Here is a 23,701-nt window from a genome sequence, read left to right as displayed (position 1 = left end):
TCATTAATTCGTAGCGAATTAAATTTGGCAATGCCAATGCATACCTCTACAATGACCAATGCGTCCCTCTACAATGCCAATGTGTCCCTCTACAATGCCAATGCATACCTCTATAATGCCAATGCATCCCTCTACAATGCCAATGCGTCCCTCTGCATTTAAAAACACTACGATTTTATGCAAAACTGTACTTAGGCTCACTTGTTATACCAAGTTTTTCGCCACTGCTGCATTTGCTTAATCTCTATATTTTGTGCCTTGATAATTTCTTGACCTAATTGCTTAATTTCAGGGAGCTTAGACTTACCCAATACATCTTTTGCCATTGTTACAGCCCCTTCATGATGAGGAATCATCGCATTGATAAAGCGCAGATCAAACTCAGCATCAGCTGCACCTAAGTCCTGACTCATCATCATGGCTTTCGTTTGGTCAGATGACATCTCCATCATGTGACCCATTTGACTGTCATAAGCCATTGGTTTATCTCCCGCCTTGGGATACCAAGCTTGTCGCCACTGCTTCATCTGAGTGATTTCTTGGTTCTGCGATTTAATGATATTGTCTGCTAGTTTTTTGATTTCAGGGCGTTTTGATTTCTGCTGCGCTTCTTTAGCCATTTCCACAGCCCCTTGATGGTGCGGTATCATAGCGTCGATAAACCGTAAATCCAAATTAGCATCGGCTGGGCCTAAATCCATTGCCATGCTGTGATCCATCTGCTTGTCGCTAGCATTGGTAGCAGTTGCGTTTGGGGCTTGGCTTTCGTTCTGGGAAGCAGTATTAGTACAAGCTGTTATTAACCCACCGGCTGAAGCGATCGCAGTCAAGGTTAACGCCAAAAAGCCATTCCTCAAAGATAGCAGTTGCATAAGTCTCACCTAACAGTTTCCTAATTCTATATTTACTCCTTAGCTTTGCAACCAGAAATGAAATTAGGATGAAATGTTTCTAAAGATACCCGACTTCTTTGATAAGCCGGGTATCTTGTTGTTCATTTTTCACTCAAAATTGTGTAAGCTTCATTAATTAAGTGCATTTTCTCTTGTGCTTGTTTTTGCAGTTGCGGCTGATTAACAAACAAATCTGGATGCCATTTTTTTACTAAAGTTCGATAAGCCTGCTTTACCTCAGCCAAAGAAGCATTTGCTTGCAATCCTAAAATGCTGTAAGCGTGAGTAATTTTATCTATTTCCGTCTGGGTTTTTGGTTGACTGGGTGCTTTGTTGCTTTGAGTTGTATTTTGCTGTTTGCCAGTTTTAAAACCAGGCGATGTCTGACGACAAGCCTTAGGGCTACGCATCTCTGCTTTCATTCGCGCTATTTCTTCATTCAGTTCCCAATCACGAAATTTCGCCTCCACCTCTTCTGGACGTGGTGAGGGAGAAGCTTTTGGCGGTGGTGGAGAAACAGATTCTACCCTTGTGCCAGTATTCTTAGCAGTATTTTCCTGTTGTTGCTTAACACCAGTATCTTTTTCAGGGGAAGTTTGAACTCTCTCTGGCTGTGGCGAATATTTTCTTTTAGTGTTTGTGTATTTTGGTATTTCTTTATAAGGTTGATAATTTGAGACAATTTTGGCTTTTTCCAACTCTCGTAACAACTGATTAAAGCCGTTTTGTAATTCCTGCAAACTTTCACGTTTATTAGTAATTTCTAGTGGTTCTTGACTGAGTTCAAAGCAAATTATTTTTTCAGCTTTATGCTCATATTCAGTCAAAATTGATAACCCTTGACTGCTGAAGTGAGAGAAATAATCTTCAATTGCAGTTATACAAAGTTTAGCAACTTCCTGATGATAAGATTCCTTTGCTGATTGTTCATCTTGTTGTTGGATATTCTTGTTTAACAAATAAGAAATACTGCCAACTACAGCAGCACCCACCGGCCCGCCTAACAACCAACCAATACCACCACCAACAGCGATGGAACCAGGTTCACTCAAATCATCAGTATTGCTTGGCTTTGAGGGTAGTGTTAATTGCGGTTCGCTAGGAAAGGGAATTAATAAATCTTGCGGTCGTTCCTCTTGGAAAAATTCGTAAGCTTGATAAAGCCATTTCAGCGCAGCCGATTGCAATTGATTCAAGTCTTTTTTAAGAGTATTTGTTTGCCAAGCTTTAAAGTTATTTTCTGCCAATGCAGCTGCCGCATCAGCTTGATATTTTGTGAGTAGCTTGGGTAATGCTAGCCAATCGCGTAACTCTCCTACGCTAGTAGTAAAACCTTTAGAAATTAAGTTGGCTGCTTTTTGTTTAATTTCGATTTTAGTATTTTGTTTATCATCAAAGGATTTTATTTCAATAGCAATCGGGTCAATTTTAGCTTTTAATGAGAGTTGGATTTGAGAAGCGATCGCCTCTACTCTTGGCAAACGCACACTACCACGATTTGGTTGCAAAATCCCCACAATATTTTGCAAAGCTGTTTCAAAAGCTGCTAAGCCGCTACTATTAGCAGCAGCAACATCGCCTTTTAATCTGGCTCTTAAAGCAGGTAAAGCATCGACGCGATATAAATTACTAAAACCTGGAGGTAATTCGGCTCGAAAGCTTTCCGCAACAAACACTAGGCGATTTTGAACTTGTTTTTGATCATCGGGTTCGAGTAAGTTAATAAAATTGGCAACAAATATAACTGTTTTAATACCGCGATCTAATAGCCAATCTCGTAAATTTTCCCGCTCTCCCAAAGTCATTAACTTACGTGCATCTAATAATTGGATAACTAAATCTGCACTTAAGAGTTGTTCTCTAATTAAATTATCTTGTTCATCTCGATCATTTGTTCCCGGTAAATCGAGCAATTCTACACCTGTTTCCAAAAAGGGATGCGGACAAAAAACTTCCACAGATGCTACATCTTTTCGCATCTGCCTATTGCCATCAAGAATTGCAAATTGTTGTAAAACTTCTGTGCCACTGCGATATATTTCTGTGCCATCTACGAACATGATGCGAGTTTGCACATCAGAACCATACTTGACAGTAATCGCTGCGCCTGTGGTGGGAATTAAATCAATTGGTAAAGTACGATTCCCCAGCATGGCATTCAATAGGGTAGACTTGCCATGATTAAAAGGCCCAAATACCGCAATCCGAAAGCTAGGATTAACCAGATGATTGCAAATGGTAATTATATCTTGATGCAGTTGCGATTTGCGCTCTAAATTCAGTAACGCAGATGCAGATTTGAGAGAATCTGCTAAATCCTTATAACCTTCATAGTGTTGTTGCATAGTTCCTCGTTAGTTCCTCGTTCCCAGCTTCTAGCTGGGAACGAGAGTAATGAGATATATTAGCTATAGTAAGCTAATAAGTTGCTATACGCAGCCTCAATTTTTTGCAACTGATCTATGACATTTTCCTGTAAATCTTTTAAACGTTTGAATTCACTCTCACGATTTATCTCGCGAGTTTCTTTCTGCTTGACTAGATTATCTAATTCAGATTTACGAGATACAATATCATCGTTAATTCGCTTACTTACTTCTCTTTCGTAAGAATCAAAGCACTCTTTTACTGCATTGTATACAACCTGAGATTGCTCATGCGCCACTTGGGGTAGGTGTTTAACTAACTCTTTTTTCGCCGTTTTAACTAACTCTTTACGTGCTTGATCTGCTTGCAAAAATCCTACTCCCAAACCTAGCAGCGCAAACCCGATTGGCCCAAGAAAAATACCTGTCACTGCCGTAATTATCCCGCCAACGCCAATTACAGTGAAGTAGTTTAACAAAATATTTTTCCAATCAAATCCAGCGCCGGCTAGTGCGAAACCAGCAAGATTTCCATTAGACAGAGATAACAATCCCATTGCCCATTTTGCCCAGCCGGGAGAGTTATCATCTTCAGCAGTAGTAGTCGTATTTACCTTTACGTCTTGTCCGGTGAGCTTTTCTGTAATTTGGTCTGTGATTTGACTGTAAGATGCGCCATATTGTGCAGCGCTGCGAGAAAGTTCTCTAAAAGCTGCATTAATATCTTTTTCAGCAGTTAATGTCCAAGCAGCAGATTTGTCAGTAATATATTGCTCAAAGGCTTTTTGCAGTGCGGTGTTAAATGCTTCTCGTTTACCACTACTGAGAAAATCAAATAGATTTAATTCTGGCTGATAGCGTAAGAAATCGTTTTCAAAGGTGTTACCTAAGTTTAAAACGTAGCTGCGAAAAGATTCGGAAATTGTTCTTGCTTGAGTGTCTCTTGTATTGATAATTTCTTTTTGGAATTCATCCCGAATACTTGTGAGTTTGTTAAACTCCGGTTCCACTGAATCAATTCGTTTTTTTAATTCATTTACATCTTGGTCAAGTAATGGTAAACGTCTAGCAACTGCTTCGCGGGTATGATTGCAGGCAAGTCTTGCTAAGGTTCTGACTTGACGGAGTTCTGCGATCGCCCGTTCTCTGGTAAGAAAAGTATTAAGTGAATCCATAAACTTTGGAAAGCCAGTCCCCTCTAAATCAGCTTGGGGATTTTTCAACCGTCGTCTGAGTGCTTGAATTGACGAAAGCTCAAACACGCGTTCGTCATAAATATTCTGACCTTCTACATAACAATATTCTGCTAAATTCGCGTTAAATACTTGCCGTAATCTCTCCTCAGATCCTTTTAACTCCTCTACATCGTCAGGATCAATTAATGATTCTCGCACCTGATCCCAAGCATTAACTAAGAAGAAAACCGTTAATCCTCGACCTTTGATATAATTTTCTAAGTAGCGACGTTCAACCAAGGTACAAGGTTGAGAAGCTCTCATGACAAACAAAATTGCATGGCAATTATTTACATAACCTAAAGATAATTCGTTTCGCGCTTCTGTATCATTTAATCCTGGACTATCGACAATTTCAATTCCCTTTTCTAGTAGCGTTAAAGGATACTCAACTACTGCATAATCAACATCAGGAAAGGCTTGTTTTTTCTCTTGCTCTAGTTTTTTAGCTTCAGTCGGGTCAATAGTATATTTATATTTAAAGTTCTGAAAATCTAGCTGTTGCGGACTTTTACCATCATTAAAATGAATTGTGACTTTCTTTTGGGACCCATAGCGTAAAACTGTTAACACTGCGGTACAAGGGTTAACATCGCTTGGTAATAAGTTTTCTCCAATTAAGGCATTTAGAAATGTGCTTTTTCCCCGTTTCATATCGCCCAATACTAAAAGGCGGAATACACCTTGGCTGAGATTTTTACTAGCTACTGTAATATCTTCAATATCTCGTTCTAAACTGAGTTTTCCTGATGAATAGTCCCCAGCTAATTCAGCTTTATTAATTGTTTCAGCCAGTTTACTCAAACACACAGAAATCTCGGTTCGCACTTGAGCAACACGCTCTAAATCTTGAATAAATCTGTCAGTTACTACTTGCTCACTCATCATAGTTACACCTTTATTAAAGATTGGTTTTTTGGTATTCCAAAAATAATTTGTAAGACATTCACCCAAGCGCAGCAATAATAATAAACCTAGCCAGCACTGAGGCTATCCTCACTGCAACCAGCGCTACCACACTAAGAGCAAACAGCTTTCCACCGAGGATAACTTTTTTCATCCAAGGTTTGTGGGAATTTTCTAGCTGATGCTTCACAGTTTGATGAAAAGCCGCATCGGTAGCATGGATTTTAGTTTCCATTTCTCGGAGTCGCAATTCAACTTCTCGTTCTCGTAGTATACGTTCCCGGTGTTCAAGTTCTTTTTGGCGATGCCTATGGCGGTCTAAGCCTACGCTTACGCTTTCAGATGTCATCTGTGTCTATCCCATCTAAGACAATGAAATGATGTCAGCATTAACTCATTAATCATGGAGTATACTAACTTACTTATCTATTTAACACTCTCAGTAATTTAACTAGTTTATTTATCATTGCCTGCTAAACTTAAGCTGGAGTTAAATACCACAAAATACACTTACTTTCCGGAAAATTGTGGCAAAAACGAATATTAGCGTCTCACCAAAAGAATGACTTGCGTGAGAATAAGAAATACAAGCCAGTCGGGTAGACAGCAAAACCTGGAGGAAATCATCATGCTTTCATCCCCTTTAGTTGTACAAATTCCCCCCTCAATGCAAATGACAGACGAACAGTTTTTTGACTTTTGTCAGGTTGATCGGCGATGCCTTTTCTGCCAGAGGCTTCTCTAACGAGACGCTACGCGAATGCCAATGGCAACCCAGGTGTACGCATCATCGGATTTTAGGCAAATCAGCTGTAAATCATGCCACCGCTATAAGCCAAAATTTTTATAGATGAAAACATAGGTACAGTCAAAATGGATATTAAAAATGGCTTCGTCGGCGCTGTTGGTCACACACCGCTGATTCGCTTAAACAGCTTCAGTGAAGAAACCGGATGTGAAATCCTTGGTAAAGCAGAATTCCTCAATCCTGGCGGTTCCGTCAAAGACCGCGCCGCACTTTACATCATCGAAGACGCAGAAGAGAAAGGTCTACTCAAACCCGGTGGCACTGTTGTAGAAGGAACCGCTGGTAATACTGGCATTGGATTAGCGCATATTTGCAACGCCAAAGGCTACAAGTGCCTAATTATTATTCCCGATACTCAGTCACAAGAAAAGATAGATGCACTGACAGCACTCGGAGCAGAAGTCCGTCCCGTCCCTGCTGTACCCTACAAAGACCCGAACAACTACGTCAAGCTATCTGGCAGAGTCGCTGCTGAGTTAGAAAATGCTATTTGGGCGAATCAGTTTGATAACTTAGCCAACCGCCGCGCCCACTACGAAACCACAGGCCCGGAAATTTGGGCGCAGACAGATGGTAAAATAGATGCATGGACAACTGCAACTGGTACTGGTGGTACTTTTGCTGGTGTGACATTGTACTTGAAAGAAAAAAATCCAGCAATTAAATGCGTTGTTGCCGATCCGTTGGGTAGTGGACTTTATAGCTATGTCAAAACCGGCGAAATCAAGATGGAAGGAAATTCCATCACCGAAGGCATCGGTAATGGTCGTGTTACAGCCAATATGGAAGGCGCACCTGCTGATGATGCTATCCAAATCGATGACAAAGAAGCTTTGCGGGTAGTTTACCAACTGCTGAGGCAAGATGGGCTGTTAATGGGCGGTTCAACAGGTATTAATGTTGGCGCAGCTGTTGCCATAGCGAAGCAGTTGGGTCCAGGACATACCATTGTCACCATCTTGTGTGATAGTGGTTCCCGTTATCAGTCGCGGATATTCAACCTTGAATGGCTAGCCTCAAAAGGACTTTCAATAGATTAGTTATTAGTCATTAGTCATTAGTCATTAGCTACCGACTTTTGACAAATGACAAAGCATAAAGGATAAATGACAAAGCATAAAGGATAAATGACCAACATCACTCAACCATCAAACTTCCCGATAATAGACCAACCCTCTTCTCCTAGATGTGTGCGGGTTTGTCAAAATCGTACTTGCAAAAAGCAAGGTGCCCTTAAGGTTTTAGCAGCTTTTGCAGCTTTGCCAATCCCCGGTGTAACGGTAACGGCTAGCAGCTGTTTGGGACAATGTGGCAATGGGCCGATGGTGCTGGTATTACCCGATATGGTCTGGTATAGCGGCGTTCAACCCGATGAAGTACCTCTACTGGTAGAAAATCATTTGCTAGGTGGTCAAAGAGTCAAACAGATGCTCTATCATCGGTTTCATCCCCAGAAATCAAACTAATTAACAATATCAAGGTGTGCAATCTTGTTGACTGAAGTGAGGCATCCAATGAATATCCAGCAGCTGCGTCAATCCTTAAAACAAAAGTGGCTGAGTTACTACGAGCAAAATATTACCTGGCTGGTCAAAATCCGAATTTGGGGCACTTACGATGGTCTGCGGCGTCCTTTGTCCGGTTTTATTTTGGCAACAGTATCTGTTTTGGAACCCCAGTTTGATGAAATACTTTCTTTTATGCTGGATCTGAATAACGATCCAGATAAAATAGTCGCCGCTTTAGGTCTTAACTTCAATCCTGATCAAGAGTTACGTTTAATAAAATCAGAACATTCTATGGCTACAAGCCAAGTTGAAAGCAAGTCGCCAGATGAGAAATATTTTGAAGATCAACATGTGTCATCGGTTGTAACTGCCAGCCAGATTGCGCCTGATTCTGTTGTCAAGACTCAAGACTCCAACTTGCCATGCACCGAAGAACTTGTGCCATCATTTACAGCTACCACTGAGGTAGTTCGGACACACAAACCGGAGTTAGTAGGTGCATTTGCTACTAAAATTGCTCCAGATACTCCAGTAAAAACGCCATCCTCCGGTTTCCTAAGCGAATATCAACCAGTACAATCGCCCCTTGAACGCCTCCCTTCAGGAGCATCGCTGACAATGACCACTGAGGTTAACAGCAAAGCTAAAACTATGTCATCTGTGGCATTAGCTACCGAGGTTAAGAGCAACGACAAAACAGCTTCTCGTCAGACATCGCCATCTGGCGGAATCTCTGTAGGCGCATTGCTGGCAACTACCATTGAGATTTGTAGTAACCGCAAACCAGTGCGTAGCTGCATTCGCGGAGCGTCTCGTAGAGAAGTAGCTTCTCGTCAGACATCGCCCAAGGGGCGGCTCCCTTCAGCAGCATCGCTAGCAATTACTGCCGAGGTTAAGAGCAACGGCAAACAAGCGAATATCCAACCACAACACGTTAAAAGTAAAGTGAATTTACCAACCACTAATGCCCGAAGTCTAGCTTCTTGGTTAGATGAATTTTGTCACGGCACTGCATGGGATCGACACAAAGATATTTTTATTTGAATCTCCGATCCAAAATAAATACAGGAGGCGCTAGAGCATCGCCAACCCCAAGGGCGAACCGAACTGAACTTCGGTGAATCCCCAGAGTTACTCATGGTGATTAGTGCCTTGGTTGCGAATTAAATAAGATTCGACTCTAAGCATTAATTCTTTAAGATGATCTATTTTTTCCTCAACATCATCAAACCCAGTAGCGATGCCTTCTGAAATTTGTCTTTGGTTGTTTAAAAGGTGATTGAAATCGCGTGCCTCATTTACCTTTTTTTCAGCAGCGGCTTCTGCTTGAGTAATAGCCTGCTGTCTTTCAAGACTAGCTTGCTGTCTTGAAAATTTTTGTTTATTCGCTCCATCGAAAAAACCAACCTGATGCAGCAACAATAAAGGAAAGTGTAAAGCCGGCCAAGCTCAGATCAAACTTCATTGTGGTTAATATCCGGAAATTCCCATGTATTGCAATTCTGAAGCTGTTTTAAAATACCCTTTTAAGCCGCTAACGCTGCCAAGACATAAGTTTTTACCTTTTGGAAAGCTTGTGTCGCATACTCGATTTTAAGTTTCTTGATCTGAATCCAGACGCTTATATATCGAATTTATTGAGTGTTATCGATTTTTAAGCCAAATTGAAAATTTGTAGGATTGACTGCTGCATTAATTGATAGAAAAGGTATCCCCTGCCGCTCTGAAGGATTCCAATCTGAAACTAAAGCGGCTGCTATAGTGGTCAAAACTTTTTCTAATTGGGCTGATACTTTATTCTCATCGATATATATCAATTGAATTTCAGCATTAATCACACGGTCGTAGCGAATTACCGCTAAATCTTGAGAAACAGGCGTAAGTCCTGGGGATGCAAGTATTTCAAAATTTTCTAAATTAATGTCTACTAATACTTGAGGAGTCAACCAAGGTTGTGAACTATTCTGAAAACTACCACCAGCAGGAATTGCAATACTCATTTTGTTGATTGATTAAATTAGTTATTAACTTTTTCAATTTTCATCAATACTTTTTGGTGGGCCTGGGTTTTTTTATTTGCTTCATATAAAGTTTGCTTCTTAGCACGAGTCTTTTTTTGCCACGCCAGTACTTTTTCCCAGTCGGCTGCTAACTCATTGCCTCTGGACATATCACGATATCTAATTATAGTCTTTTGTACCTCTTATTTTCTTTAGACTAACGCTATATTTTAAATTATTTTCCGTCGGGAATATAGTATATTCTCTCGCTATATTAATAGCTAAGTTTTACCAAAGAATCGTATCTGCCCGTAGTGTCAATCAGAAACACAGGGTTAGATTCACCAGGTATCAGACAATAAGCATACCGAAATCGTACATTTGTGACTCGCCGATAAGCTTTCAATTTTCGCTTTTTACCCATAATTGTCTGAGTTTCAGTAATTTCGCCAATTGTACTTGGTTTTTTTGGATTACCTAGATTTATATTTTTTTCATTAAAAACTACATCAATTACGTTACAATTTTTTTGATAAATATCGATAGCATTTTCTTCTGTTTGTGCAAGTATTTTAGTTCCGTTTGGAAAGCCGTTTTTCACGTCTTTATAACTGATACATAGATTACCTTTAGTTAAAACGATTCCTTGTTTGTTGTGAAGAAATTGTGATTTTATTTCGGTAGCTATTTCAATTAGTTTTTCATGTAAATTCAAGGAAGTGTTTTCTAATTTCATCAGCCTAACACTACATTCAGCGTCAGCTTTATAATTTTGCTCTTCTGTCGTTGAAGCAGAATCTTGTGAAAAATAAAAAGTTATTTTTGGATGTCCTGTAACAGGAGGATCTATACTTTCTCTACTACCATAAAATGTTGCTAATCCTTTTCTGCCATATCCCAATAAATCAAATAATAAATGATGATGTAAATTCATCATTAATTGATTATCACCATCCAACATTGTGCAAGCAACTCTTAAGCTGCTACGAGCCGTTTGTATATTGGGCTTCCAATCATCAGGATGGTCACTGAAATATCGCCGGATTAAAGCGTTGTGTTGGGGAATATAGATATTTTGCAGATGTTCAAAAGCTTGGAAATTATCGGGTAACGATTCTTCTGCTGGATTATCAACCTTTATTGTTGGCGTAGCGGCTGGCTTGAGAGTGCTTCCTGTAACAATATCTGAGGTGTACGAGAGTTGTCTACCTTGATCGTCGTGCGGTGGAATATAAGTAGGGATACCTTCAGGCATATTTAATCGTTAGCGCTATACGTGTCATCGGATGTTATTTTGGGTGAATTAATGCTGTCAGCTTTTGCTTGTGCATAACCTTTGACGGTAACAATAGGCGTAGGCACTGTAATGCCCGGTTGGTATTTGATGACATTGCCTAATCTGTCTACAATAGGATTACCGTTTTTATCTTTGGGGTCTTCCTGGTCAAGTGTTTTAGTTAAATCAATAATTGCGCTATTGACTCCATTAGCTGCTTCTGTCATGGCAATGGGAACAGCTACCACCATTGCGATAGTATTTAGTTCATTGTTGGCATTTTCCATAAAGTGAAAAAACTTGCCCTTGAGGTTAGGTTGTGGGTTCATGAAACCGTAGGCTTTCTCACCTATAACACCCCAGATTTTAAGAGCATTGCCAATTTTACCAACATTACCGCCAATAAGTTCTAGCGCGGCGGTAGCTACGCTCATAGCATTGCTGATTTGATTGAATACATTAGAACCTGCTTGATAAATGCGATTAGCTAACGCCCAGTCTTGTGATATTGTCTTGTAATTGTCTTCTCCAATAGCAGTTTCCAGTATTTCTTCTACAGACTTTTTGATAATTTCATTAATATCCAAAGGAGTACCATCAATTCCCTTGGGTAAGATGAATGCCAACACTTGATTGATAACACCACCCAATGTTTGCCCTAAATTGTTGCTCAACATCAAAGCATTATGTACAGTTGCTGCAAAAGTTAAAACTGACAGTACTTTCTCGATATAGGTGTTTTTAGCTATCTGTTCAATAAAGCCACTTAAACCACCTGTTACTTGTTTACCAAGTTTGTTATTAATGATATTCAAAAGTGCTAATTGCGCTGCATCGGCTGCCTTGCTAACAATGTCAAATATTTTTTGGCACAGTATTAACACAGGTGCAAGTATTGCCATGATGGGCGTCAAAATGTATGTTCTCGTAACGTTGTGCAGCGCTGTACCCGATGCCCTTGTTTGAGCATGTTGTGCTGCAATAAATAAATGTTTTTAAGCCTGCTAAGTCTCCTGGGTTCACGTCTTTGCCATCCTTGCCATCTTTACCGTTTAATCCGTTAGTACCGTCTTTGCCGTTACGTCCAGGTAAGCCACTCAGACCAGGGAAACCGCGATCGCCAGGTTTACCGGGAACCTGAACAATGCTTGTAATGCCATCCCTGCCATTGATACCATCTCTACCATTGCTACCAGGAGCGCCGGGAATACCGGGTACACCTCTTAATGCTCTGACCGTCTGGTAAAGTGCTAGTGCCGTGAGTGCAGTATTTAGTGCTGTTACTGCTTTTTCGTTTAATTCACCTATATGTTTCTTGAAATCAACAATATCCTTGCGGTCTTGCTTTTCCGCTACGTCCACTTCACCCGCTTTCTTGGTAGCACTGTTAGCTGTGTTATGATTATATTGTGCAGTTCGTTGTCAGAGCCAAAGTACCGCGTAGCCAGGTTGTCCAAAATACTTGTATCTACGTCTGGGTAAGCCTGAGTAACGTTTTCTAGGTAATCAGCAACGGGGTGATAAGTGTTCTGGCTAGCAAGCATTTGGACTGCTGCCTGAGCATCTCCAATTGGTACGGCTTCCTTGAATTCCAAAGCCATGCGTAGGCGAATTAGGTCGAGGTCGAGGGCAGTACCTGCTAGCTCAATCTGATTTTTCATCTGGTTGAGGCGTAAACCATCTCCCCAGCCGTCACGTTTCCCGCAGCGCTGCTAGCTCGGTGGTAAATCCCTCGTTGCTATCCCAGCAAGGGGCATTGATGTAATGCCGACAGTATTCGGCTAAAAGAGCGATTTCGTTGGTGTTGAGGTACTGGGAACTAAAGTATTTAGAAACTACACGGGGCAGTTCTCCTGATGTTTCGTCTCTCCAGTTGAGCGGCAAGCCCAGAGATGGGCGATAAATATTCGGTATTCGCCTGAGATGGTGGAAGCCTACTCTAATTTCGTCGCTCACTTCTGGCGCTTGCCTCTTATGACTTTAGCCTCGGACTTAATACCAGCAAGAATTTCTGGATTTGCTTCAAACAATGCCGGCAACCCATCCAAAACTGCGGCTCCCAGGATGATCGCCTCGTAGCGTTCTAGTTCTGGATCTAGGGTTTGAATGTAGTCTACAAATTTGTGTAGCCGATGGCAGGCAAAGTCTGTGGCGGTGTTTAATTCTGGGGAAGCGTAGACAATAGCGTCGGGAAAAACGACGATCGCAGCTTTTATTTCTTCTTCTGTAGTCATTGGGCATTGGGCGTTGGAGATTCGTCAACGTCAGTAAGTTGGAGATATAAGAGAAAATTGTCTAGCTGTTCTGAGGAGAGGAGCGATCGCGATCGCACCCCGTAAAATTTCTTCAAATGCTCTCGACCCTGGTCAGCTGTCCAGCCCAATCGCTATTGGCATCTATCTGATTTATCACGTCAGCGTTGAGCTTGTTTCCAGCAATCAGCAAGGCTTTACTAAAAATCTCTGGATTTTCTGTGAACAACTGAGGTAGCGCCGCGATTACCTGAGCGGCTAATCTTTCGGCGTGCGGGTCACAAATCAACGGTATCTGAGTTTTGATATAGTTCACCAGCAGGCTGGTTGATTGGGCTAGGTCTTTGATTAACTTTGGTTAGGAGTTAGGCGGTACAGAGGTGAAGTCAACGTAATAGTTAGTCCCCTGAGAAAATTGGGACGATGCCGCTGGGTTGGTGATTTGGAGTTCAATTTGACCGGCTGGTGTCGCTTTCCAGAAAGTCAGGTTTTCTTCACTGGGTGGGTTGGTGGTTACAGGGGTGAGGATGACTGTTGCTGTCTGGGTTTCGTGTCGAGAGTATTTTGCTGGCAGCTGAATTTAGCTCTGATCATTGGTTTTATTCCTTGGTGGTCGGGGGGAAAGATTAGGGAAGGCGGATCGAGTTGGTAGCTTGATCCGCCAAGTCGTTTACCGAAAGAGAAAATCGAAATGAATAAAGAGTGCAGCCTCTCAGACGATGATGTTATAACTGCGGTGTCAACGCTAGGCTTTGGAACTCACGCAATATTGAAATTTAGCGAACTCAAGGCATCTATAGCTGCTTGGGTAAAAAGAATGGAGAGTACGGGTACTCCAGAGCCTCAGTGGTTTAGAGAGCAGGGGTTTAAGTGCGAAGTTTTGCGTTCCCAAGGTGGAGGCTGGCAGAAAGGACGATTTATGTTCCGTATGGAATTTATTCCTGACAACCCAGAGGCCTTTTTTAAAAACTCTTCTCCAGAAGAGGAAAAGCCACAGTCACCACTGCATGATCTCCGATCGCAATTAGATACCCAATAGTCACAGATGCGTCGCCTGCTGATGGCAGTAGGCGACATATCCATGAATAGGTGAATTTAACTCTGCTCATTGGTTTTATTCCTTTCATCAATAAAAATGGCGGTTGACCTTGGTGCTGGTCAGCCGCCGCTAAACTTCATCGCTGGAGTTAGCTATTGCCGGTCGCGTTCCAAGTCGTAAATTACTTTTTCTAGATACCAGTTATCTGATTTGCCAGGGTTACGTTGCCGCTGCTGTAGTAAGAGGCGCTTGGCTGCTGGCACATCATTGTCGAGCAGGATGAGCAAGTCGGCTTGCAAACCTCTGTTTTTGGGGTCGGTGCGATATGAGTGAGAAACCTTGCCGGACGGTTTACGGGGGACTTGTTCCTTATTGCTCTGCTCTTTCGCCGAACTGATTGAAATCCTGCAAGAACTCCCACCTGAGGCGGAGATATTCATAACAGATATTGAGGATCAGCAGGAGTTTTCAATATTTGGTATTGAGGCTGGAGCCAGTCAAAGAACCGTGGATTTTGATATCCAAAAGAAGGAGGAGGAAGACGAATGAGTATTGAAAAGGCGACAGCCCTCTACAAAGCGATCGCCTTTAATTGGCTTTTCTATAAAAGGTTGTAACTAAGGAGGAACCAGGGTGTCTAACAGCTTAACAGACATGAAGCGAGTTAACATCATCACCTACATTGAGCAGAACTTTAGCCGCACCCAAGCCACCGACTTAAATTGCCTAATCTTCCTATCCATGAGGGAACAGACCACCGTCGCCTTCCAGCATGAAGAATTGGGCTTTGACGACATCCCCCTGCGGATCGTTAACTGGTGCGATGAGCAAGATGAAGATGTCCTGCTCGAACTGGCAACCCGGATCACAGCCAGCTTGTTAGACGACCTCCTCGAGATCGAAACACAGGTACTGTACTACTCATTAGACGAAATTGCCGCCGCAGCACTGTCCACAAAAAACGCCCAAAGTGCTACTGCACAAGTAATTGAGCCGCAAAATCAACCAACTTTATTGAGCGACTATTAACGCACTATGACTGAGAAACAGATTAGCGATAAACCACTTAACGGGCAACGACCAAGCCCCATTAACAGCCGTAGAGGCAAGAAGAAGGAGTGGAAAGACTTAACTACTCGACCCACTCTCAGAGGGGTATGACAGCCATCAAGCCGACTACGTGGTAGGTAAAGCCCCGATTACCTGGGCATTACTCGAAGTTGGTCAACTGTTTTCCCGTTCCAAAAGTGGGAAAAACTTACACGTCAAGCTCAATGAAGGACGTGCCATGTGCTTGGATACTCGCCGACCTATTGAATTCAAACCCGCAATCAGAAATAGTACACAGGTTTGGGTTGTGACTAACTTCAACTCAACTTCTGCGTCAAAAGCCGATTTTTAAAGGCGATCGCCATCCGCACAGGTTCACGATCGCCTATCCAATGCGATGTCGTCTCCGCTAGAAAACTAAACATCACCTTGTATTATATGACGGACAGACCAAATCCCAGCAACGAGATCCATCACGTCGGCTTTCCAGAGGGGCAATTACTAGGCAACGGTGCAACAGACGCAGAGTGCGCCGAAATCTCGTCCGCCTACCTCCAAGGGAAACCACTGCCCACTAGTGATAACGAAGTTATCAACTGAATCAATGACCGTCTTACCGAAACCAGCGGCTACGGCTTGTACAGCGATTGGGGGAAAAGCAATGACTGAGAATAACACATCTTCCCCTTGGCTTATAGCGGCTATAACGATGTCTGAGGACTTAAAGAAACAACCGCCAGAAGTTCAAGTAGAGATTCGGCGTCTGAGCAAGAAAACTTACCCCGAAACCTGGAAAGCTATACGCCAAAAGGAGGAGTGAATCAAGCAATCATTCTTATTTGCACCATAGCCGCTCTAGTAATTGCGATCGCCGCACTGTGCAAGCAGCAGAGTGATCGCCCTTTCTACCTGAAAATCGAGGTGCAGTATGGCAGATGAGCAAAAAATTGTCGTTGAGGTTCCGAGCAGCAGCGGTTATTCCCCACTAAACAGCACAGTTGAATTATCACAGTTGGAGAAATTCAAAAAGGGATGGATAAGTGCGATCGCCCTCCCAGACAATCTGCCAGACATGGCTTTTGATATCACTACATCTGTAGCAATTCCCGCCCTTTTGACCAGCTGTTGGGTGTCGCTTCCCCTCCCTAACTTTATTCGCTGGGGAGTAATGGGTGTGGTGGTGTTATCAGGCGTTATCGCTTGTTATCTCAGAGAAACGATTCCAGAGATTCAACCTATCTTGCTGATTCGCCTTGGACTAGTATTTGCGGGGGTATTACTGGGGTCATGAGCAAAAAAGATATCGAGCAAGCGATTGTTAACGTTTTGACAGATGCCTGGTGTCCGCAAGACTTAGCCAAGGATGCCGCTAAGGTCGTAAAGGAAATTTCAAAGCCATCGACACCGCGATGGGTAATGACCTTAAAACCTTAGAGGAGCTTGTAGAACTGCGCAAAGAGGGGGGAGATAACGCGATCGCTGGTCGAGAACGATTCATGATCGCAGAGGAATTCCCCATTTTGGTGGACGAGTGCGGAAATTCCCCCCACTGGATAAAACGCCACGCCAAACGGGGCAGGCGATATAAACAGTTCATTTGTGCGCTGGGCCAAAACGACACCGCAGAGAACTTTGGGTTGCAAGGTGACAAAGACACCCTTTACAGCTGCTTCTGTTTAGTGAGATTAGGGCAGTTTGGGCGCGACTACGCCAGGACTAAACTTAAAGATCCTCAGTTAGAGCAGTGGTTGAAAGCTGGTGGCAAGAAGCGGTTTATGGTCGATGACTGCCCCTGTGAGCTTGATTTGAGCAACTGGGGAACCGGAGCGACGGTGCAGGTGGAAAACTCCACCGGGGGAGATGAGGTGCAATCGCAGCCTACAACCATGAATGAGTTCGAGCAATTTATCCTTGACTGGGGTCAACAGCACCCAGGTCAGGTTTTAAAGGCCGCTCATTTTAGTCGGGCTACGCGGTTATTTGACAATATGCAGCCAGATGAAATACGGATTTTCTTCGTTTCTATGGCTGACAGGGGAGTTGGGGAAGTGGTAGATAGTGGCGATCGCCTTGGCTGGAGGTGGTCAAAATAATGTCTACAGTTTGCCTACAGTCCGTCTACAGGCTGTAGGCAATGCTAACGAGGGTCAATTACCTATTAAATAAGCAGTGCTTAAGTGGAAGTGCGATGGCTACGCCCGCCGCAGGCATCGCTCAATACATCGCCGATAGCCACTGATAACGCTGTCTACACTATCTACACTATCTACAATTGTTTTTTGCCAAAAACTTAGCTATAGACGCTAGAAATTGCCCCCAGAGCGGTTTTTGGCAACTATAGACAACTTTTTAAAAACTCAAAAATTCCAATTTTTCGGGGATTATAATGACTCAATCATTTGAAAATCAAATTGTCTCCTTCGATGCGGTATTGAAGCAAATAGCAGAACATCACGGCATAACTCTAGAGAATTTAAACAAAGGTGAAAGGCTTTATTTCATCAGACATATTGCTATGTCCATTCTTAACGATATGAAAGGAGAAACAACCAAGTGCGAACACCCAGATTTTAAAGATATGTGCAAGCGCAGCAATCAATTAGTTAAGACAGTCAAAGGAATCAAAGCTAATGTCAGTACCGAAAATAAAGAAGCTTTGCTGGTAGCAATCGTAAAAGACATTGATAGAAAACCAGAAGAACAAAGCAAGCCACTGACACAGGAAGAATTAGACGCCTACGAAGAAACTGTTAGTTGCCCTGAGTGCTGGGGCACGGGGAAAATTTAGTGCCGAAGGCAATGGGCTGAGACTAATAGAAAAATCCCCACCTTACCCATGCCGACCACCTAAGCAATTGGAAAGCAGAATCTATTTAACTTTTGAAGATATTACTAACACGGAAAAATCGTGACTGAAGATCAGTGGATTAGCTCCGACTCTCGGACAAAAAAGCTAGTTATTCGTTTCTGGGTCAAAGGATTTACCAAGCAATTTTTTATCAGCACTGGGCTAAAGGATACTAAGCGCAATCGGGAAATTGTCAGATCCAAGAGAGACGCGATCACTACTGATATCGCGTTGGGTCGGTTTGACCCCACCCTTAACAGTTACCAGTTCAAAGCCACAAAACAAATTGACCCTGCATCTGTGGATTTTCAAAAACTAAAACCTAAACAGCAACTGGATTTAGAGCAACTTTGGGATAAATTTACTGAGTTTCAATCCTCCCAATTGGAACAGACTACGATTTTGGGTAGATACAGGAAGATTGCAAACATGATTAGGCGATCGCCTACCCGAAATCTGAATGAAGCTCCTAAAATACGGGATTGGTTGCTGGCTCACTTTTCGCACTTTACAGCGTGGGCAAACCTGACGGATTATAGCCGCTGCTGCAAATGGGCCTGCGACTCAGAGCTAATCACATACAATCCTTTTGAGAAACTTCAAGTCCAAAAGCCCAAAATCAAATCTAGGGACTGCAAAGCTTTTACCTTAGATCAGAGAGACTTGATTATTGAGCCATTCGAGCAACATGCACTTCATCAACGCCATGCTCCGTTAGTAAAATTTCTTTTTTGGACTGGGGCAAGACCTGGTGAAGCATTTGCTTTGACCTGGGGTGACATCAGCCCGGACTATCGCCGCATAAGTATCAATAAATCACAAAATTTCAAAGGCATCAAAAAAGGCACAAAAAACGGCAAACAGCGCGTGTTTTCCGTTCAAGAAGATTCTAAGCTGCATCAGCTACTTATAGACATTAAACCGACGGATGCAAAACCCACAGAATTAATTTTTTCATCAAAAACAGGAAAGCCAATTAATAGCGATACCTTCATTCTTTTTTGGAAGCAAGACCGTGCGAAATCTCACGGTAAAAGCTACCTTTACCTTGGAGTAGTTATGGAATTGGCTACTCAGGGCAAAGTGCCTTATCTCAAGCCTTATGCAACACGCCATACTTTTGCAACGTGGGCCATTACCAGTGGACTATCTGTTGATAAGGTTGCAAATCTCATTGGCGACACAGTACAGACGGTATTAAAGTACTACTGCCACCCCGAAATAGTCGATTTTGAATGCCCAGATTTTTGAGTAGCAAATGAGTAGCAGGCTTAACCAAAAATTCTCTAAAAGGTTATTCAACCTTGCTTCAAACCTTTTCCCTGTGATTCTAGTCTAACTCCGTTTTTTTACGACCAAGCAAGGCTTTTAAGTATTTGTATCAATCATGCTAATCAAAAAAGCCGCGCCACAGTTGATGAATGCGCTCGCTAGTGCGTCTTTGTTTCCGCAGAGAAGAAAATCTTCATAGTCCCCAATCCCCTAGAAACACTAAAAGTTAGAGATTGGTTTGGTTGTTGCAACCGTATTTAGTTTGGGAATAATAAATACTACTTATACTTACACACACGGAGCTAAACAGCTTTTGTTTAGCTCGATTTTAGACATAAATTCGGGTATGAACCATCCCAGATTTTTAGATAACTCCGCGCAAAAACAAAATACGCAGCAGCAAAACTTCTCCCCAGCGTTTCTGCATCAGATGATTAACAGCATATCTGACCCAATTTTTGTCAAAGACCGTCAACATCGCTGGATACTACTTAACGACGCCTACTGTGATTTCATAGGTCATAGCCGAGAAGAATTAATTGGGAAGTCAGACGATGATTTTTTTCCTCAAGCAGAAGCTGATGTGTTCTGGCAAAAAGATGAACTGGTTTTTACTGCAAATATTACTAATGAGAACCAGGATCTTTTTACCGATGCTCAGGGTATAACCCATCTCATCTCTACAAAAAAGTCTTGCTTTGAGGATGAGACTGGTAATAAATTTCTAGTAGGTAGTATTCGAGACATCATTTTACAGAATGAAGCCGGGAAAGTTTTAGGTGTGACTGGCAGAGTTACTGATCTTACTGAACTTATGCAAAAGTGCCTCGCACTTCGGGAAACCCTGCAAGAACCAGACCGCCAAACCTTCATGACCCAACTGGCAAATTTGCAGCAGGTGCAGGATTGGGAAGTCTACCTACAGCCACGAGGAGGTACAGCCTTTCCTACTCGGATCAGGATGGTTGCTATGTATGATTCACAGGGTCAGTGGGTCGGCTGGCGTTGGTTGCTTTGCGACATTAGCGAACAGCAAGCCGGACTGCATCAAGACCGACAAGCAGAGAAAGAGCTACAGCGCACTAATGCTATACTCCAAGCTCAACAAGAAGCTTCCATCGACGGAATTCTGATTATTGATGAAAATCGTACAATTGCATCATTCAATCAGAAATTGTCCCAGTTGTGGCAAATTCCTGCGGCACTGCTCCAAACACGCGACGATCGCCAACTCCTGGGATGGGTACTAGATCAACTAATCAATCCAGACGAATTTCTGGCTAAGGTGGAGTATCTTTACCAGCATCCAGAGGAAAGCAGCCGTGATGAAATTTTCCTGAAGTCTGGAAAGATTTTTGACCGCTATTCTGCACCTGTGCGTAAACACCAAGGAGCTTGTAATGAGACATCACCTTTAGGAGACTATTACGGTAGGATTTGGTATTTTCGCGACATTACCGAATACAAGCAAGCGGAGGCAGAACTTAGGGCTTCACAGCAAAGACTGGCATTGCTGATTGAACAAACACCTTTAGCAATTATTGAATGGAATACCAACTTTCAGGTTCAGACATGGAATCGGGCAGCAGAAAGAATCTTTGGATACACCACAGAGGAAATGCTGGGGAATCCTTTTGAGATCATAGTACCTGAAAACGCCAGAAAGCACGTAAATGAGATTATCACCGCCCTATTAACACAAGGAGGAGGGAGTTTTAGTGTTAACGAGAACGTCACTAAAGATGGTAGGACGATAGTCGGGGAGTGGTATAACAACCCGTTAGTGACTCCTGATGGCCAGGTTATTGGCGTTGCCTCAATGGTGTTAGACATCACAGAACGCAAACGAGCTGAAGAGGAACAGCAAAAATTTGTCGCGTTGATTGAAAACAGCAGCGACTTTATTGGCATTGCTTCAATCGAAGGGCGAATTCTCTATCTGAATCCTGCCGGACTGAAGATGGTGGGACTTAGTAGCCTGGAAGCAGCCAAAACCAAATCATTGGTTGATTTTTATTCACCAGAAGCTTTTGCAGAGTTTCAGCAAAAAATTACTCCTTTGATATTTCAACATGGTTTCTGGCAAGGCGAGTTTCGCCATAGACATTTTCAAACGGGTATAGAAATTCCCACTGATTGCAGCCTGTTTATGGTTAAACATCCTGAAACAGGAGAGCCTTTCTGTCGGGTAGCTGTTGTTAGGGACATCACAGAACGTAGACAAGCCAAGGAAGCACTGCTAAAGTCGGAAGCGCAACTACGACAACAAGCTCAAGACCTCAAAAAAGCATTCCGCCAACTTCAACACACCCAGACTCACTTAATTCAAAGTGAAAAGATGTCCAGCTTAGGTCAACTAGTCGCAGGAGTGGCACACGAAATCAACAACCCGGTCAATTTTATCTATGGCAACCTCAACCCAGCCAAGGAATACACCCAAGATTTACTTTCACTTTTGCAACTCTACCAAAGTCATTATCCCCAACCTGTGCCAGAAATTGAGGATTTTACAGAACTAATCGAACTGGACTTTTTGAAATCAGATTTGCCACAAATAATCAGCTCGATGAAAGTTGGGGCAGACCGCATTCGGGAGATTGTGCTTTCCCTGCGAACTTTTTCGCGCTTAGATGAAGCCGAAATGAAAGCTGTTGATATCCATGAGGGAATCGACAGTACTCTTATGATTTTGCAAAATCGTCTCAAGGGTAATGACCAACGTCCGACAATTGAAATAATCAAAGAATACGGCAAATTACCGCTGGTTCAATGTTACGCTGGGCAGCTAAACCAAGTATTCATGAATATTTTGACAAATGCGATCGATGCCTTGGAAGAGTCATTCGTCATTTGTCCTATCCTTTGGGAAAACGCCCGTAGGGTAGAGCAAATGACTTCCCCGCAAATTTGCATTCGCACTCAACTACAAGAGCAAAATCAGGTAACAATTAGGATTGCCGACAACGGATTGGGAATACCAGAAGATGTTAAAAAACAACTATTTGACCCCTTCTTTACCACCAAGCCCATTGGCAAAGGTACGGGAATGGGGCTTGCCATCAGCTACCAAATCATTACAAAAAGACATGGCGGTTCCTTAGAATGTATTTCGCAGCCAGGACAAGGCGCTGAGTTTATGATTAAGATTCCCCTGATTCAACATACGTCAACATAATTCGTAATTATTTCGTCAGCTAAATACCTCAACTTCTTGGGCAACCTTCATTTGGTCGAGAATTCCCCAAATTTCCTGTAACATCGGATCTAAGCCAGTGCGGGTAACCGCTGAAATCACAAAAACCGGAGCGTAGGAAAGATGATTAAGTTGGATAGCTAACGCCTCCAAATCAACAGTTTCCCGATCAATTGCATCAATTTTGTTCAGTGCCAAAATTTGCGGGCGTTCTGCTAAACCCCGTCCATAAGCTTGTAATTCTTGCTTAATTGTGTTATAGTCCGCAACAACATCATCGCTAGTTGCATCAATCAAGTGAAGTAGCACTCGCGTGCGCTCGATATGGCGCAAGAAATCATGTCCCAGCCCTGCCCCGTGAGCTGCTCCCTCAATCAGTCCGGGAATGTCGGCGAAAACAGTACCATCACCAGTAGGTTTCCGCACTACACCTAAATTTGGGATCAGGGTAGTGAAGGGGTAGTCTGCGATTTTTGGACGTGCCGCTGATAAAGATGAAATTAGAGTGGATTTACCAGCATTTGGTAAGCCAATAATCCCCACTTCTGCCAAAAGTTTTAACTCCAGGCGTAGCTGCTTTATTTCCCCTGGTAATCCTGGGAGGGCATATTCTGGGGCGCGGTTACGGTTACTCAAGAAATGCTGATTTCCTAGTCCGCCTTTTCCACCTTGGGCAATCCGCAAAGTCTGTTTAGGCTTAATTAAATCCCCCAGTAATTCGCCAGTTTCAGCATCATAAATGGTTGTACCACAGGGAACTTCGATGATCAAATCCTTTCCTGCTGCTCCAGTGCAGTTATTTGGCCCACCACGAGTACCTTTTTCTGCCTGAAAGCGATGATTGTATCTGAAGTCCAGCAAGGTTTGCAGGTTTTCATCGGCAACGAAAAATACCGAACCGCCTCGTCCCCCATTACCACCAGAGGGGCCACCAGTCGGCACGTACTTCTCTCGCCGGAAGGCGACAATACCATCGCCGCCCTTACCGGCTTCAACTTCAATTTCTGCTTGGTCGATAAATTGCATAATTAGTCATTGGTCATTGGTCATTGGTC

At 42.8% G+C, this 23,701-nt stretch carries 30 protein-coding genes and 1 pseudogene; 14 read left to right on the top strand and 17 right to left on the bottom strand.

Annotated elements, in window-relative coordinates; genetic code table 11:
- Positions 1-18: 18 nt before the first annotated feature.
- From V7K85_RS27950 to V7K85_RS27930, 5 genes are all read right to left on the bottom strand, one after another.
- Positions 19-201, bottom strand: a complete 183-nt coding sequence (locus tag V7K85_RS27950; RefSeq protein ID WP_334818621.1) for a hypothetical protein — start codon at positions 199-201, stop codon at positions 19-21.
- Entirely contained in the window at positions 198-872 is a 675-nt protein-coding gene (locus V7K85_RS27945) for a DUF305 domain-containing protein (protein WP_334818619.1), read from the bottom strand. Before V7K85_RS27945 ends, V7K85_RS27950 begins: the two co-directional genes overlap by 4 nt.
- 122 nt (positions 873-994) lie before the next feature.
- The gene (locus V7K85_RS27940; RefSeq protein ID WP_334818616.1) at positions 995-3,238 is read right to left on the bottom strand and encodes a dynamin family protein; all 2,244 of its coding nucleotides are present in this window, start codon (positions 3,236-3,238) and stop codon (positions 995-997) included.
- A 59-nt stretch (positions 3,239-3,297) separates the two neighbouring features.
- A complete protein-coding gene (locus tag V7K85_RS27935; RefSeq protein WP_334818731.1) occupies positions 3,298-5,379 on the bottom strand; it encodes a dynamin family protein in 2,082 nt (693 codons plus the stop codon).
- A gap of 61 nt (positions 5,380-5,440) precedes the next feature.
- Positions 5,441-5,749 carry a hypothetical protein gene (locus tag V7K85_RS27930; protein ID WP_334818614.1) on the bottom strand — a complete coding sequence of 103 codons (309 nt, stop codon included), beginning with the start codon at positions 5,747-5,749 and terminating at the stop codon, positions 5,441-5,443.
- Positions 5,750-6,028: 279 nt separating this feature from the next.
- Between V7K85_RS27930 and V7K85_RS27925 the strand changes: the two are divergent.
- The 4 genes and pseudogenes from V7K85_RS27925 to V7K85_RS27910 form a co-directional block, all read left to right on the top strand.
- A pseudogene (locus V7K85_RS27925) lies at positions 6,029-6,115 on the top strand (Uma2 family endonuclease); the annotation flags it as partial.
- Positions 6,116-6,273: 158 nt separating this feature from the next.
- Complete coding sequence (locus V7K85_RS27920; protein WP_334818612.1) at positions 6,274-7,248, top strand: cysteine synthase A; 975 nt, start codon at positions 6,274-6,276, stop codon at positions 7,246-7,248.
- 87 nt (positions 7,249-7,335) lie between these two features.
- Positions 7,336-7,674 carry a (2Fe-2S) ferredoxin domain-containing protein gene (locus V7K85_RS27915; RefSeq protein ID WP_334818610.1) on the top strand — a complete coding sequence of 113 codons (339 nt, stop codon included), beginning with the start codon at positions 7,336-7,338 and terminating at the stop codon, positions 7,672-7,674.
- 48 nt (positions 7,675-7,722) lie between these two features.
- Positions 7,723-8,760 carry a DUF5331 domain-containing protein gene (locus V7K85_RS27910; protein WP_334818608.1) on the top strand — a complete coding sequence of 346 codons (1,038 nt, stop codon included), beginning with the start codon at positions 7,723-7,725 and terminating at the stop codon, positions 8,758-8,760.
- An 87-nt stretch (positions 8,761-8,847) separates the two neighbouring features.
- Here V7K85_RS27910 and V7K85_RS27905 read toward each other — a convergent pair whose 3' ends face one another.
- The 10 genes from V7K85_RS27905 to V7K85_RS27860 all read right to left on the bottom strand — a co-directional run bounded on the left by V7K85_RS27905 (position 8,848) and on the right by V7K85_RS27860 (position 13,560).
- Positions 8,848-9,135, bottom strand: a complete 288-nt coding sequence (locus tag V7K85_RS27905; RefSeq protein ID WP_334818606.1) for a hypothetical protein — start codon at positions 9,133-9,135, stop codon at positions 8,848-8,850.
- Positions 9,136-9,350: 215 nt separating this feature from the next.
- Positions 9,351-9,716 carry a hypothetical protein gene (locus V7K85_RS27900; RefSeq protein ID WP_334818604.1) on the bottom strand — a complete coding sequence of 122 codons (366 nt, stop codon included), beginning with the start codon at positions 9,714-9,716 and terminating at the stop codon, positions 9,351-9,353.
- Positions 9,717-9,733: 17 nt separating this feature from the next.
- Entirely contained in the window at positions 9,734-9,886 is a 153-nt protein-coding gene (locus tag V7K85_RS27895) for a hypothetical protein (protein ID WP_334818602.1), read from the bottom strand.
- Between the two features lie 104 nt (positions 9,887-9,990).
- Entirely contained in the window at positions 9,991-10,971 is a 981-nt protein-coding gene (locus tag V7K85_RS27890; RefSeq protein ID WP_334818600.1) for a hypothetical protein, read from the bottom strand.
- Positions 10,972-10,973: 2 nt separating this feature from the next.
- Positions 10,974-11,894: a hypothetical protein gene (locus V7K85_RS27885; protein WP_334818598.1), complete on the bottom strand. Its 921-nt coding sequence runs from the start codon at positions 11,892-11,894 to the stop codon at positions 10,974-10,976.
- Positions 11,848-12,354, bottom strand: a complete 507-nt coding sequence (locus V7K85_RS27880) for a hypothetical protein (protein WP_334818596.1) — start codon at positions 12,352-12,354, stop codon at positions 11,848-11,850. Before V7K85_RS27880 ends, V7K85_RS27885 begins: the two co-directional genes overlap by 47 nt.
- A complete protein-coding gene (locus V7K85_RS27875) occupies positions 12,345-12,653 on the bottom strand; it encodes a hypothetical protein (protein ID WP_334818594.1) in 309 nt (102 codons plus the stop codon). The genes V7K85_RS27880 and V7K85_RS27875 overlap by 10 nt, the downstream gene beginning before the upstream one ends.
- A gap of 31 nt (positions 12,654-12,684) precedes the next feature.
- Complete coding sequence (locus V7K85_RS27870; RefSeq protein WP_334818592.1) at positions 12,685-12,948, bottom strand: hypothetical protein; 264 nt, start codon at positions 12,946-12,948, stop codon at positions 12,685-12,687.
- Positions 12,945-13,226 (bottom strand): hypothetical protein, encoded by a 282-nt coding sequence (locus V7K85_RS27865; protein ID WP_334818590.1) that lies wholly within the window; start codon positions 13,224-13,226, stop codon positions 12,945-12,947. The genes V7K85_RS27870 and V7K85_RS27865 overlap by 4 nt, the downstream gene beginning before the upstream one ends.
- 112 nt (positions 13,227-13,338) lie before the next feature.
- On the bottom strand, positions 13,339-13,560 hold the full coding sequence (locus tag V7K85_RS27860; RefSeq protein WP_334818588.1) for a hypothetical protein: 222 nt from the start codon (positions 13,558-13,560) through the stop codon (positions 13,339-13,341).
- Positions 13,561-13,935: 375 nt separating this feature from the next.
- Between V7K85_RS27860 and V7K85_RS27855 the strand changes: the two genes are divergently transcribed.
- Entirely contained in the window at positions 13,936-14,283 is a 348-nt protein-coding gene (locus V7K85_RS27855; protein ID WP_334818586.1) for a KGK domain-containing protein, read from the top strand.
- Positions 14,284-14,435: 152 nt separating this feature from the next.
- Here the strand turns inward: V7K85_RS27855 and V7K85_RS27850 are convergent, their stop codons facing one another.
- Positions 14,436-14,723, bottom strand: coding sequence for a hypothetical protein (locus V7K85_RS27850; RefSeq protein ID WP_334818584.1), 288 nt, complete (start codon positions 14,721-14,723; stop codon positions 14,436-14,438).
- 193 nt (positions 14,724-14,916) lie between these two features.
- Between V7K85_RS27850 and V7K85_RS27845 the strand changes: the two genes are divergently transcribed.
- The 9 genes from V7K85_RS27845 to V7K85_RS27805 all read left to right on the top strand — a co-directional run bounded on the left by V7K85_RS27845 (position 14,917) and on the right by V7K85_RS27805 (position 22,628).
- Positions 14,917-15,312 carry a hypothetical protein gene (locus tag V7K85_RS27845; protein WP_334818582.1) on the top strand — a complete coding sequence of 132 codons (396 nt, stop codon included), beginning with the start codon at positions 14,917-14,919 and terminating at the stop codon, positions 15,310-15,312.
- Between the two features lie 459 nt (positions 15,313-15,771).
- Entirely contained in the window at positions 15,772-15,933 is a 162-nt protein-coding gene (locus V7K85_RS27840) for a hypothetical protein (protein ID WP_334818580.1), read from the top strand.
- Positions 15,934-15,937: 4 nt separating this feature from the next.
- Positions 15,938-16,153 (top strand): hypothetical protein, encoded by a 216-nt coding sequence (locus tag V7K85_RS27835; protein WP_334818578.1) that lies wholly within the window; start codon positions 15,938-15,940, stop codon positions 16,151-16,153.
- Positions 16,150-16,272 carry a hypothetical protein gene (locus tag V7K85_RS27830; RefSeq protein ID WP_257798110.1) on the top strand — a complete coding sequence of 41 codons (123 nt, stop codon included), beginning with the start codon at positions 16,150-16,152 and terminating at the stop codon, positions 16,270-16,272. Before V7K85_RS27835 ends, V7K85_RS27830 begins: the two co-directional genes overlap by 4 nt.
- Complete coding sequence (locus V7K85_RS27825; protein WP_334818576.1) at positions 16,262-16,624, top strand: hypothetical protein; 363 nt, start codon at positions 16,262-16,264, stop codon at positions 16,622-16,624. The genes V7K85_RS27830 and V7K85_RS27825 overlap by 11 nt, the downstream gene beginning before the upstream one ends.
- A 118-nt stretch (positions 16,625-16,742) precedes the next feature.
- Positions 16,743-17,426, top strand: a complete 684-nt coding sequence (locus V7K85_RS27820) for a hypothetical protein (protein WP_334818574.1) — start codon at positions 16,743-16,745, stop codon at positions 17,424-17,426.
- Between the two features lie 293 nt (positions 17,427-17,719).
- Positions 17,720-18,121: a hypothetical protein gene (locus V7K85_RS27815; protein WP_334818572.1), complete on the top strand. Its 402-nt coding sequence runs from the start codon at positions 17,720-17,722 to the stop codon at positions 18,119-18,121.
- Between the two features lie 120 nt (positions 18,122-18,241).
- On the top strand, positions 18,242-19,432 hold the full coding sequence (locus V7K85_RS27810; protein WP_334818570.1) for a tyrosine-type recombinase/integrase: 1,191 nt from the start codon (positions 18,242-18,244) through the stop codon (positions 19,430-19,432).
- Positions 19,433-19,799: 367 nt separating this feature from the next.
- Positions 19,800-22,628 carry a PAS domain S-box protein gene (locus V7K85_RS27805; RefSeq protein WP_334818568.1) on the top strand — a complete coding sequence of 943 codons (2,829 nt, stop codon included), beginning with the start codon at positions 19,800-19,802 and terminating at the stop codon, positions 22,626-22,628.
- Between the two features lie 15 nt (positions 22,629-22,643).
- Here V7K85_RS27805 and obgE read toward each other — a convergent pair whose 3' ends face one another.
- Positions 22,644-23,672 (bottom strand): GTPase ObgE, encoded by a 1,029-nt coding sequence (gene obgE / locus V7K85_RS27800; protein WP_334818566.1) that lies wholly within the window; start codon positions 23,670-23,672, stop codon positions 22,644-22,646.
- Positions 23,673-23,701: the final 29 nt, after the last annotated feature.

This window comes from Nostoc sp. (assembly GCF_036917615.1).
Lineage (GTDB): Bacteria > Cyanobacteriota > Cyanobacteriia > Cyanobacteriales > Nostocaceae > Nostoc.
Note: the sequence above shows the minus strand (reverse complement) of the source record. Positions and strands in the feature narration are given on the sequence as shown.